Source organism: Actinomadura sp. 6K520, assembly GCF_004349245.1.
Lineage (GTDB): Bacteria > Actinomycetota > Actinomycetes > Streptosporangiales > Streptosporangiaceae > Spirillospora.
In genome coordinates this window covers 1-10,560 of sequence record NZ_SMLC01000213.1, presented here as the reverse complement: position 1 = coordinate 10,560, position 10,560 = coordinate 1, and the positions used below count along the sequence as shown (strand labels likewise).

Sequence of the window (10,560 nt, the reverse complement as noted above, 5' to 3'; positions counted from 1 at the left end):
CCCCCCGGCTCAGTACCTTTCGAGGGGGGACGACCCCCCACTCCCCCCGGGCCGACTCCGTCGGGCTCAGTAGACGCGGGTTCCTATCGTCCACCGCCCTGGCGGCGGGCGCGTACGGGCTGGCGACCGGATGCGCCAGCGAGTCCAGCGGCCCGCAGGCGGAGGGCTCCGGCGACGCTCCGAAGGAGGTGTTCACCTCCCCCGCGACGAAGCTGAGCGGCTCCCTCAGCATCCTGATGTGGAGCCACTTCGTGCCCCGGCACGACACCTGGTTCGACAAGTTCGTCGCCGACTGGGGCAAGAAGGTGGGCGTCGACGTCCGCGTCGACCACGTCAACACCGTGGACGTCCCCCGGCGCGCCGCGTCGGAGATCCAGGCGAAGCGCGGGCACGACCTCATCCAGCACATCGCGCCCTTCTCGCAGTACGAGCCGTCCGTCCTGGACATGGCCGACGTGGTCCAGGAGGCGAACAAGCGGTGGGGGCAGCAGCAGGAGCTGTGCCGCAAGTCGAGCTACAACCCCAACACCGAGAAGTTCTACGCCTACTGCCCCGGCTGGACGCCCGACCCGGGCGACTACCGCCGGTCGATGTGGCAGCGGGTCGGCATGCCGAACGGCCCGGGGAGCTGGGACGACCTGCTGCGCGGCGCCTCCGAGATCAAGAAGCAGACCGGGGTGCCGTGCGGGATCGGGCTGTCCCCCGAGGTCGACTCGAACATGGCGGCGCGGGCGCTGCTGTGGTCGTTCGGCGGCTCCGTCCAGGACGAGAACGAGCAGGTCGCGATCAACTCCGAAGCGACCGTCGCGGCCGTGGAGTACATGGCCCGGCTGTTCAAGGGGGCGGAGACCAGCGAGGTCTTCTCGTGGAACCCGGCGTCCAACAACCAGGCGCTCATCGCCGGCAAGTCGTCCTACATCCTGAACTCGATCTCGGCGTGGCGCACCGCGATGAGCACCAACCGCGAGATCGGCGACGACATCTTCTTCGTGCCCGCCCTGCGCGGCCCGAAGGCGGCGCTGGCGGCGCAGCACGTGATCCAGCAGTGGATCGTCCCGTCCTACGCGGGCAACCCGGACGCGGCCAAGGAGTTCCTGCTGCACTACACGGCGAACTTCCCCGCCGTGACATACCACTCCGAGCTGTACGACCTGCCGGCGTGGCCGTCGCTCGTGCCCCAGCTGAACGGCTGGCTGGACAACGACCCGTGGGGCGCCAAGCCCGCGAACAAGCTGAGCTTCCTGAAGGACTCCGTCTCGTGGAGCGCCAACATCGGCTACCCGGGCCCGGCCAACCCGGCGGTCGGCGAGACCTTCAACACCCACGTCCTGCCGACGATGTTCGGCCGCGCGGCCCGCGGCCAGGCGTCCCCGGAGGACGCCGTCGCGGAGGCCGAGGAGACCATCAAAAAGATCTTCGACAACTGGCGCTCCCGCGGCCTCGTAGGCGGCTGAGCCCGACCCCCAGCTCCCGGGAGGCACAGCCATGGAAACTGTTGAGGTCAAGGGGCTCGTCAAGGCGTTCGATGGGCAGCTGCGGGCGCGGCGGGGGCGGTCGGAGCAGGTGCTGGCGCTGGACGGGGTGGATCTGGCGGCGGAGCCCGGGGAGTACCTGGTGCTGCTCGGGCCGTCCGGGTGCGGGAAGACGACGTTGCTGCGGACGATAGCGGGCCTGGAGCAGCCGACGAAGGGCGAGGTGCTGATCGGCGGGAACGTGGTGAACGGGCTCCCGCCCCGGGTCCGGCAGATCGCGATGGTGTTCCAATCGTATGCGCTCTATCCGCACAAGACGGTGCTGGACAACATCGTCTTCCCGTTGCGCGCGGAGGGAATGGAGCGGGCGGAGCGGGAGCAGAAGGCGGCGTGGGCGGCGGAGCTGCTGGAGATCACGCCGCTGCTGCGCCGCAAGCCGCGGCAACTGTCCGGCGGGGAGCGGCAGCGGGTCGCGCTGGCGCGGGCGCTGGTGCGTGACCCGGCGGTGTTCCTGCTGGACGAGCCGCTGTCCAACCTGGACGCGAAGATGCGCGCGACGGCGCGGGACGAATTGAAGCGCTTCCAGGAGCGGGTCGGCACCACCACGATCTACGTGACGCACGACCAGGCGGAGGCGATGGGGCTCGGTGACCGGATCGCGGTGCTGGAGCACGGCCGGGTCCGGCAGGTCGGGACGCCCCAGGAGGTGTACGACGACCCGGCGGACACGTTCGTCGCGACGTTCATCGGGGCGCCGCCGATGAACCTGGTGCCGCGCGAGGACCGGCTGGTGGGGTTCCGCCCCGAGCATCTGCTGCCCACCGAGAACGTCACGGCGGCGGAGCGGGTGACGATGCCGCTGCGGGTCGAGCGGATGGAGTACCTGTCGGGCGACCGGCACGTGTACGGGACGGTGACGGGCATCGGCGAGGAGACCCGGGTCATCGCGCGGCTGCCCGCCACGGTGGCGACGCCCCTGGCGGCCGGGGAGACGCACGAGTTCGCGGTGCCGGCCGACCGGTTCCGGTTCTTCGACGCCGCGGAGGGCGTCCGGACGGCCGCGGTGCCGATCGGGGGCGCCTCGTGACGGACGTGCGGACCGAGGCGGAGCCGGTCGAGGCGCGCGAGCGCGACGGGCGGCCGAAGGCCGGGCTCGCCGACCGCGAGGGGTTCCTCGCGTGGGTGATGCTGCTGCCGTCGGTCGTCTACATCATCGCGCTGGTCGGCATCCCGTTCCTGCTGGCGGTCGCGTTCGCCTTCTCGGACGTGACGACCGGCGACCCGTCGTTCGACTTCGTCGGGTTCGCCAACTTCGGCGAGGTGTTCGACGACCGGGTGTTCTGGCGCGCACTGCGGAACACGCTGGTGTTCACCGTGGTCAGCATGCTGCTGATCGTGGTGTTCGGGAAGATCCTCGCGAACATCCTCGTCGCCGACTTCCGCGGCAAGTGGTTCGTCCGGTTCCTGGTGCTGCTGCCGTGGACGACGCCGGTGGCGCTGTCCACGGTCTCGTGGCTGTGGTTCCTCGACTCGATCTTCTCGCCGGTCGACTGGGTGCTGCGCAACGTCGGGCTGATCGACGCGAACGTCGTGTGGCTGGGGCGTCCCGGCACGGCGATGGCGTCGGTGATCGCGGTGCACGTGTGGCGGCTGACGCCGCTGGCCGCGGTGATCGTGATGGCCGGGCTGATCGCGATCCCCCGGGACCTCGACGAGGCCGCGCGGATCGACGGGGCCGGGTTCTGGCGGCGGATGTTCGAGGTGACGATCCCGCTGACGATGCCGGTGATCGCCGTGGCGGCGCTCTTCGGCGCGATCCTGACGTTCACCGACATGACCGTCCCGTACGTGCTGACGCGGGGCGGCCCCACGCACTCGACGGACGTGCTGGCGTCGTGGGCGTACTTCCGCGGCATCGAGGGCGGCGACGTCGGCCAGGGCGCGGCGATCGCGCTGTTCCTGTTCCCGCTGCTGCTCGCGGCCGCGGTCGCGATCCTGCGCGCCGTCCGACGGCTGGAGGCACGATGACCACGACCGCGCCCGTCGAGAAGAAGGTGTCCGCGGACGAGATGGCGCGGCTGCGGCGGCGGTACGGCCGCCGGCACGCGGCGGCCCGGTGCGGGGTGTACGGGGCGGCGGTCACCGCGGCGCTGCTGTGCGCGCTGCCGTTCCTGTGGAGCGTGATCAGCGCGTTCAAGCAGAACCAGGACCTGTACAACCCGGAGAGCAACCCGTTCTTCTTCAACATGCCGGCGACGCCCGACCACGTGACGTTCCTGTTCACCGACACACCGTTCCTGACGTTCGTGGCCAACACGCTGATCGTCGGGGCGGCGGTGGTGGCGATCACGCTGGCACTGGCGCTGCCGGCCGCGTACTCCCTCGCGCGCCTCGACCGGCCGTGGGGGACGCCGATGGGCATCGCGATCTTCATGGTGTACCTGGTGCCGCCGTCGCTGCTGTTCCTGTCGCTGACCCGCGTCGTGGTGGCGCTGCACCTGGAGAACACGCTCTGGTCGATGATCGTCGTGTATCCGACGATCACGGTCCCGGTGTCGGTGTGGCTGCTGATCGGGTTCCTCAAGGCCGTCCCGAAGGACGTCGAGGAGCAGGCCATGGTGGACGGCTACAGCCGGCTCGGCGCGTTCCTGCGGGCGGTGCTGCCGCTGGTGTTCCCGGGAATCGTCGCGGTGGTGGTGTTCAGCTTCACGCTCACGTCCAGCGAGTTCGTGTACGCGCTGGCGTTCGTGTCGTCCAGCCCGGAGATGGTGATCAGCACGGGAGTGCCGACGCAGCTGATCCGCGGGGACGTGTTCTTCTGGCAGTCGCTCCAGGCGTCCGCGGTGCTCACGGCGGTGCCGATCGCGTTCCTGTTCAACCTGTTCCTCGACCGTTTCGTCACCGGGTTCACGATGGGCGCCGTCAAGACCTGATGCCTCCTGATAGGGATGAAGGGTAGGGAGATCCCTGCAGAACCGTCCCGACTAGGAGGTCACCATGGCCGGCAAGCCGCCGCTTCCGCACGAGTACCTGCCCGAGGTCCCGTCGTTCACGGTCACCAGCGACGACGTCACCGAAGGCGAACGTCTCCCGAACGGGCAGGTGTTCGACGACTGGGGGTTCAGCGGCGACAACGACTCCCCGCATCTGCGCTGGTCGGGTTTCCCCGCCGAGACCAAGAGCTTCGCGGTGACGTGCTTCGACCCGGACGCGCCGACCGGCAGCGGCTTCTGGCACTGGGTCCTGTTCGACATCCCCGCGAACGTGACCGAGCTGCCCACCGGCGCCGGCTCCGCCGACTCCAAGGTCGGCGTGCACGCCCGCAGCGACTTCGGGACCAAGGCGTACGGCGGCGCCGCCCCGCCGCCCGGCGACCCGCACCGCTACGTGTTCACCGTCCACGCCCTGGACGTGGAGTCCCTCGGCCTCGACTCCGACACGATGCCGGCCGTCGTCGGCTTCAACATCACCGGCCACACCCTGGCCCGCGCCACGATCATCCCCGTGTACTAGGTGTACTAGCCCAGGGGGCGACCCCCTGGAACCCCCGTTGCGCACGGCGCACCGTTTCCCGATCCGCTCCGCGTCTCGTGAAACGGCCCGCCGTGCGGCGGGTCGTGCGGCCTCCGCTCGCAGAGCGACCTCCGGCCGCACGACCCGTGGGTGATCATTGCTGCCGTTGGGTCCGGTTTCCAGGGGCCTCCTGAACCCCCGGTCCACGCGGAAGGGTCAGTCCGTGCGGGCGTCCGGGACGATCATCGGGGTGCCGGTGACCGGGTCGGGGACGATGACGCACGACAGGTCGAACACCTCCTTGATCAGGGCGGTGTCGACGATGTCGGCGGGAGCGCCGGCGGCGACGACGCGGCCGTCCCGCATCGCGATGAGGTGGTCGGCGTAGCGGCACGCCTGGTTGATGTCGTGCAGCACGGCGATGATCGTCCGGCCTTCGTCGCGGAGCCGGGCCAGCAGGTCGAGCAGCTGGTACTGGTGGGTGATGTCGAGGAAGGTGGTCGGCTCGTCCAGGAGCAGGTAGGACGTCTCCTGCGCGAGGACCATCGCGACCCACACGCGCTGCCGCTGCCCGCCGGATAGGCTCTCCACCGTCCGCTCGGCCAGCTCGGTGACGCCGGCCGCCCGCATCGCCGCCGCCACCGCGCGTTCGTCTTCCCGCGACCAGGTGGACAGCAGCGTCTGGTGCGGGTACCGGCCGCGGGCGACGAGCTGCCGCACCGCGATGCTCTCCGGCGCGACGAGCCCCTGCGGCAGGAACCCGATCTCGCGGGCGATGGCCTTCGGCCGGTAGTCGCGGACGTCTCGGCCGTCGAAGCTCACCCGCCCGGCCGCGGGCGCCAGCAGCCGGGCGAAGGAGCGCAGCAGCGTCGACTTGCCGCAGGCGTTGGCGCCGACGACGGCGGTGAACGCCCGGTCGGGGACGTCGACGGTCAGGTCGGCCGACACCACCCGGTCGCCGTAGGCGAGCGTGACGTCGGCGGCGGTGAGACGTCCCTTCATGGCCTTCTCATCTCCATGATCAGCAGCCAGGTGAGGTAGCCGCCGCCGAGCACCGTCGTGACGACCCCGACGGGGAGCTGGACGGGGGCCAGCACGGTCTGGGCCGCGAGGTCGGCGGCGAGGAGCAGCAGCGCACCGGTCAGCGCGGCGGGCAGCGCCGGCGTCCCGGCGGCGCCGGCGACGCGGCGGCCGATCTGCGGCGCGGCCAGCGCGACGAACACGATCGGCCCGGACACGGATGTGACGGTCGCGGTGAGCCCGACACCCGCCAGGATGACCATCAGCCGGTACCGGTTCAGCGCCACCCCCGATGTGGCGGCGACGTCGTCGCCGAGCGCGGCCTGCCCCATGCTCCGCGACTGGGTGGCCGACAGAAGCGCCAGCACGGCGATGATGAGGAACGGCAGGCGGACCTCGTTCCAGTCCAGGCCGTTCAGGGAGCCGGCGTTCCAGCCGGTCGCCGCGATCGCGACGTCCAGCTCGGCGCGCAGGATGATCCACGAGTTGACCGCGGTCAGCATGGCGTTCACCGCGATGCCGATCACGACGAGCCGCAGCCCGCTGAGCCCCGACTTCAGCGACAGCACGTACACCACGGCGGCCGCGGCGAGCCCGCCGGTCAGAGACCCGGCGGCCAGCCCGCCGGCCGTCCCGCCGAACACGGTGATCGCGACGAGGACGCCGGTGTAGGCGCCGGCGTCGAGGCCGATCACGTCGGGGCTGCCGAGCGCGTTGCGGGTGACGTTCTGGAAGATCGATCCGGCGGCGCCAAGGGCGGCGCCGAAGACCAGCGCCGCCGCGACCCGGGGCATCCGCCACTCCTGGACGACCAGCACCGAGTCCCCCCGGCCGGCCAGCGCCGCCAGGATCTCGCCGGGCGGGTCCCAGGTGTCGCCGCGGCACAGCGCGACGAACGCCAGCACCAGCGCGAGGAGGACCAGCACGAGCGACGACGTGGCCGTCCGCCGCTCGATCCGCGCGGACACCCGGCCCGCGCGCAGCACCAGCGTGCTCACAGCGCCACCGCCCCGTACCGGCGGACGACCCAGATCAGCGCGGGCCCGCCGAGGAACGCGGTGACGATCGCCACCGGGACCTCACCAGTCGGGAGCAGGATCCGCGAGCCGATGTCGGAGACGAGCAGCAGGATGGGGCCGAGCACCATCGTGTAGGCCATCAGCCACGGGATCGACCCGCGGGCGCCGCGCCGCGCCAGGTGCGGCACGATCAGCCCGACGAACGCGATCGGCCCGGCGATGGCGGTCGCGGCGCCCGCCAGGACGGTGATCAGCGCGAAGACCGCCAGCCTGATCCGCGTGACGCGGGCGCCGAGCGCGTGCGCGACGTCCTCGCCGAGCACGAGCCCCGCCAGGGGCCGGGTGACCGCGAGTGCCCCGGCGAGGGCGAGGGCGATCGCCAGCATCGGTATCTCGAACGGCGTCTGCTCGCGTCCGGCGAGCGACCCGACCGACCAGAACCGGTACCGGTCCAGCACGTCGGGGTTCAGCAACCGCAGGGCGAGGGACAGTCCCGACAGCACGAAGGTGAAGGCGACACCGGCGAGGACCAGCCGCAGCGGCACGCTCCTGCCGACGCCGTAGACGACCAGAGCCGCGACCACCGCCCCGGCGAGCGCGAGGGCGAGCCTGGCTTGCTGCGACCCGCCGACGCCGAGCACCGTGCCGAGCGTGATCGCGAACGCGGCTCCGGCCGTCCACCCGAGGATGCCGGGCTCGGCGAGGGGGTTGCGGGTCAGCGTCTGGCTGAGGGCGCCCGCGACGCCGAGGGCGGCCCCCACGCAGATCGCCAGGACCGTCCGCGGCAGCCGGATGTCCCGGATGATCACGTGCTCGTTCGCGCCGGTGTAGCCGGTCAGCGCCTGCCAGACCTCGGACGCCGACGCCTCCCCCGCCCCGACGGACAGGCTCGCGACCGCGAGGGCGGCCACGAGCAGGACCGCGCCCAGCAGGACCACGACCCGCCGGGTCGTGCCGTCCCGGGTACCGAGGGTCCGGTAGAGGCCCGCCCGTGAAAGGCCCGTCCGGGCCCGGTGCGCCTGTCCGGGGCGGGCCTGCCCGGGGCGGGCCTGGTCAGGGCCGGCCTTGGCGAGTCCGGCCCCTGGATCAGTCGGCAAGTCCGGCCACTCCGCGCTTCCAGTAGCCGGTGAACAGGGCGTCCATTCCCTTCGTGCCGTCCGCGCCCTCGAAGTCGCGGGCCCAGGCGCGCAAGGGCTTGATCGCGCCGGTCTCCCCGGCGGCGAACAGGAAGGTGCGTTCGGCGGGCGGGTCGAGCGCCCGTACGACGTCGGCGAGCGGGGAACGCCCGCCGTCCCGCACGAGCCAGGTGACCGCTGCCCCGTCGCGGTCGGCGAGGGGGTAGGCGTGGTCCGCGGCGTCGGCGGTCTCGATCACCAGTTGGACGGACACGTCCGGCGGGGACTCCTCCAGCCACCGCGCGGCGGCGGGCAGCGCGGTGGCGTCGACCGCGAACACGTAGTGGTCGTAGTTGTGCGGGAACGCCTTGGCTCCGGGCGGCCCCGCGATCGCCACCTCCTCCCCCGGCCGGGCGCCGACCGCCCACCCTGCGGCGAGCCCGCCATCGTGCAGGACGAAGTCCATGTCGATCTCGCACGTCTCGGCGTCGAAACGCCGAATGCTGTACGTCCGGTTGGCGGGGGTCGGCTGCGGCCAGTCCAGCGACAGATCGGGCGTGGGGACAGGCAGCCGCCGGGTACCGTCCGCGTCCGGGAAGACGATCTTGACATGGTCGTCGGCCTGATAGCTGTGGAAGTCGGCCAGCTCCGGGCCGCCCACGGTCAGCCTCAGCATGTTCTTCGTGAGCTGCTCGCGGCGCAGCAGCCTGGCGGTCCGGATGCCGATCGGGTATCCGATGCGGCGGATGCCCGAGCCCGACCGGTGGTGCTCCAGGACGCGACGCCGCGGTTCGTGGCGTTCCATCTCCATCTGTGCCCCCGGGTCTACCTGTCCTCGAGCAGCGGTGCGAGCGCCTTGTCGATCTCGTCCAGCGTCCGCGTCGCCGACTCGTAGGTCGCCGCCTCGGTGAAGCGGAGTCCGAATGCCTTCTCGTCCTTGACCGCGGGCAGCTTCTGCCACAGCTCGGAGTCGAGGACGTACTTCACCGCGTCGCCCGGCTCGCCGTCGTGCTCCAACGTGTAGGTGATGGCATCGGCCTCGCCCAGGCTCTGCGGCAGTTCCTCCAGCGACGAGTACTCGCTGACATCCGCCGAGCCGCCGCCCTTCTTCTTGACCTGGCCGTAGTAGGTCACGCCGATGTCCTGGGCGATGTTGGTCCCCCACGAGCCGCCGAACTCGCGGTGGAACTCTCCGGAGGAGATCTCGCCGTAGGCGCCGACGTGCCCGAACTTCATCCCCGCGAGGGCGTCCTTGTACTTGGCCTTGAGTTCCCCGGCCCGCTTCTCGTAGGCGGCCTTGGCCTGCTCGACCGCACCGGACCGGCCGGCGGCGTCGGCCTGGCGGAACGACAGCTCCCGCCACGCGTCCGGCACGGTCGGCCCGATGGCCACGACTGGCGCGATCGATGCGAGGCGCTTCATGTCCAGGTCGCCGAGGACCGGCTTCGGGACGCCGATGACGATGAGGTCGGGATCGGTCTTGGCGATGGCCTCGTAGTTGGTCTCGGCGGCCGTCTCCCCGGCGATCTTGGTGAGGCCGTCGTAGGTCTTGCGGTCCTCGTCGCTCATCAGCGGCAGGCCGCGCTTCCAGGAGGAGATCCCGACCAGCTTCGCCTCGGCCTCGATGAGGACCGGCACGGCGTACCCGGTCGCGACGACCCGCCGCGGTTCGGCGGGGATCGTGACCTTGCCGTTGTCGGCCTCGAAGACCCGCGTTTCGGAGGCGCCGCCGGACGCGGGCTCCGAGCCGGAGGAGCCGCAGGCGGTCACGAGGAAGAGCGCGGCGGCCACCGCGCCGGCGAGTCTCCAGGGCTTACGAGAGTGCATGGTCGTGTTCCTTCAAGGGTGTTCCACAGGACGATCGGGGGTCGGCACCCCGCTGACATGGTCCGACGCCTGGTTAGGTTAGCCTTACTTAAGCCCCGCCCATATCGCTGAGAGGACATCCTGTGCCGGTCACACGACACCTCTGGGACGATCCCGAGTCGTGCGAGGAGTACGGCTACGGCCTCGGCGCACCCGACGGGATCCTCGTGCTCAGGTACCGCTCGTCGGGCGGCCTGGCGTTCGGCGAGAACCGCGAGGACTTCCTGCACCAGCTCTACTGGTCACCGGACGGCATCCTCGCGACGCTGTACGGGTCGGCCACCCGGTTCCTCGGGCCGGGCGAGGCGTTCTGGGTGATGCGCGCGGTCAGCCACGACGTGCGCGCGGGCGACCGGCAGACCGTCTACCGCATCTGCCTGCGCGAGGCCCCGCCCGCCCTGACCGGCCTCCGCGCCGGCCCCGCGACGATCGACGACGAGGCCGCGCGGCTCATCGAGACGATCGCCCGCCGCGGCTGCGCCGAGGCGACCGCGCTCGCCGCCCGCCGCCGCATCCTGGACGGCCTCGGCGCCCCAACCGCCCCCACGCCCCTGG

General features: G+C 71.5%; 10 protein-coding genes and 1 pseudogene. 6 read left to right on the top strand and 5 right to left on the bottom strand.

What is annotated here, in order from left to right; genetic code table 11:
* From E1289_RS33100 to E1289_RS33080, 5 genes are all read left to right on the top strand, one after another.
* Positions 1-1,454 (top strand): extracellular solute-binding protein (locus E1289_RS33100; protein WP_207929313.1); only part of this gene is annotated, 1,454 nt, incomplete at its 5' end.
* A 31-nt stretch (positions 1,455-1,485) separates the two neighbouring features.
* A complete protein-coding gene (locus tag E1289_RS33095) occupies positions 1,486-2,559 on the top strand; it encodes an ABC transporter ATP-binding protein (RefSeq protein ID WP_131987333.1) in 1,074 nt (357 codons plus the stop codon).
* A complete protein-coding gene (locus E1289_RS33090; protein WP_207929312.1) occupies positions 2,556-3,500 on the top strand; it encodes a sugar ABC transporter permease in 945 nt (314 codons plus the stop codon). The genes E1289_RS33095 and E1289_RS33090 overlap by 4 nt, the downstream gene beginning before the upstream one ends.
* Positions 3,497-4,405, top strand: coding sequence for a carbohydrate ABC transporter permease (locus E1289_RS33085; protein ID WP_131987331.1), 909 nt, complete (start codon positions 3,497-3,499; stop codon positions 4,403-4,405). The genes E1289_RS33090 and E1289_RS33085 overlap by 4 nt, the downstream gene beginning before the upstream one ends.
* Before the next feature lie 64 nt (positions 4,406-4,469).
* Positions 4,470-4,985, top strand: a complete 516-nt coding sequence (locus E1289_RS33080) for a YbhB/YbcL family Raf kinase inhibitor-like protein (protein WP_131987329.1) — start codon at positions 4,470-4,472, stop codon at positions 4,983-4,985.
* Between the two features lie 216 nt (positions 4,986-5,201).
* Here E1289_RS33080 and E1289_RS33075 read toward each other — a convergent pair whose 3' ends face one another.
* The 5 genes from E1289_RS33075 to E1289_RS33055 are packed head-to-tail and all read right to left on the bottom strand — an operon-like array spanning position 5,202 to position 9,966.
* On the bottom strand, positions 5,202-5,987 hold the full coding sequence (locus tag E1289_RS33075) for an ABC transporter ATP-binding protein (RefSeq protein ID WP_131987327.1): 786 nt from the start codon (positions 5,985-5,987) through the stop codon (positions 5,202-5,204).
* Positions 5,984-7,003: an iron chelate uptake ABC transporter family permease subunit gene (locus E1289_RS33070; RefSeq protein WP_131987325.1), complete on the bottom strand. Its 1,020-nt coding sequence runs from the start codon at positions 7,001-7,003 to the stop codon at positions 5,984-5,986. Before E1289_RS33070 ends, E1289_RS33075 begins: the two co-directional genes overlap by 4 nt.
* A complete protein-coding gene (locus tag E1289_RS33065; RefSeq protein ID WP_165970708.1) occupies positions 7,000-8,121 on the bottom strand; it encodes an iron chelate uptake ABC transporter family permease subunit in 1,122 nt (373 codons plus the stop codon). Before E1289_RS33065 ends, E1289_RS33070 begins: the two co-directional genes overlap by 4 nt.
* Positions 8,111-8,950, bottom strand: a complete 840-nt coding sequence (locus tag E1289_RS33060) for a siderophore-interacting protein (protein WP_131987323.1) — start codon at positions 8,948-8,950, stop codon at positions 8,111-8,113. Before E1289_RS33060 ends, E1289_RS33065 begins: the two co-directional genes overlap by 11 nt.
* Positions 8,951-8,964: 14 nt before the next feature.
* Positions 8,965-9,966, bottom strand: a complete 1,002-nt coding sequence (locus tag E1289_RS33055; protein ID WP_131987321.1) for an ABC transporter substrate-binding protein — start codon at positions 9,964-9,966, stop codon at positions 8,965-8,967.
* 122 nt (positions 9,967-10,088) lie between these two features.
* On the opposite strand from E1289_RS33055, the pseudogene E1289_RS33050 reads away from it, so the two are divergent.
* Positions 10,089-10,560: pseudogene (locus E1289_RS33050) on the top strand (AraC family transcriptional regulator); the annotation flags it as partial.

Excerpts from the sequence above, each read along its gene's own strand:
- E1289_RS33055 (WP_131987321.1), bottom strand. The coding sequence starts at position 9,966 with ATGCACTCTCGTAAGCCCTGGAGACTCGCCGGCGCGGTGGCCGCCGCG.
- E1289_RS33060 (WP_131987323.1), bottom strand. The coding sequence starts at position 8,950 with ATGGAGATGGAACGCCACGAACCGCGGCGTCGCGTCCTGGAGCACCAC.
- E1289_RS33080 (WP_131987329.1), top strand. The coding sequence starts at position 4,470 with ATGGCCGGCAAGCCGCCGCTTCCGCACGAGTACCTGCCCGAGGTCCCG.
- E1289_RS33095 (WP_131987333.1), top strand. The coding sequence starts at position 1,486 with ATGGAAACTGTTGAGGTCAAGGGGCTCGTCAAGGCGTTCGATGGGCAG.
- E1289_RS33075 (WP_131987327.1), bottom strand. The coding sequence starts at position 5,987 with ATGAAGGGACGTCTCACCGCCGCCGACGTCACGCTCGCCTACGGCGAC.
- E1289_RS33085 (WP_131987331.1), top strand. The coding sequence starts at position 3,497 with ATGACCACGACCGCGCCCGTCGAGAAGAAGGTGTCCGCGGACGAGATG.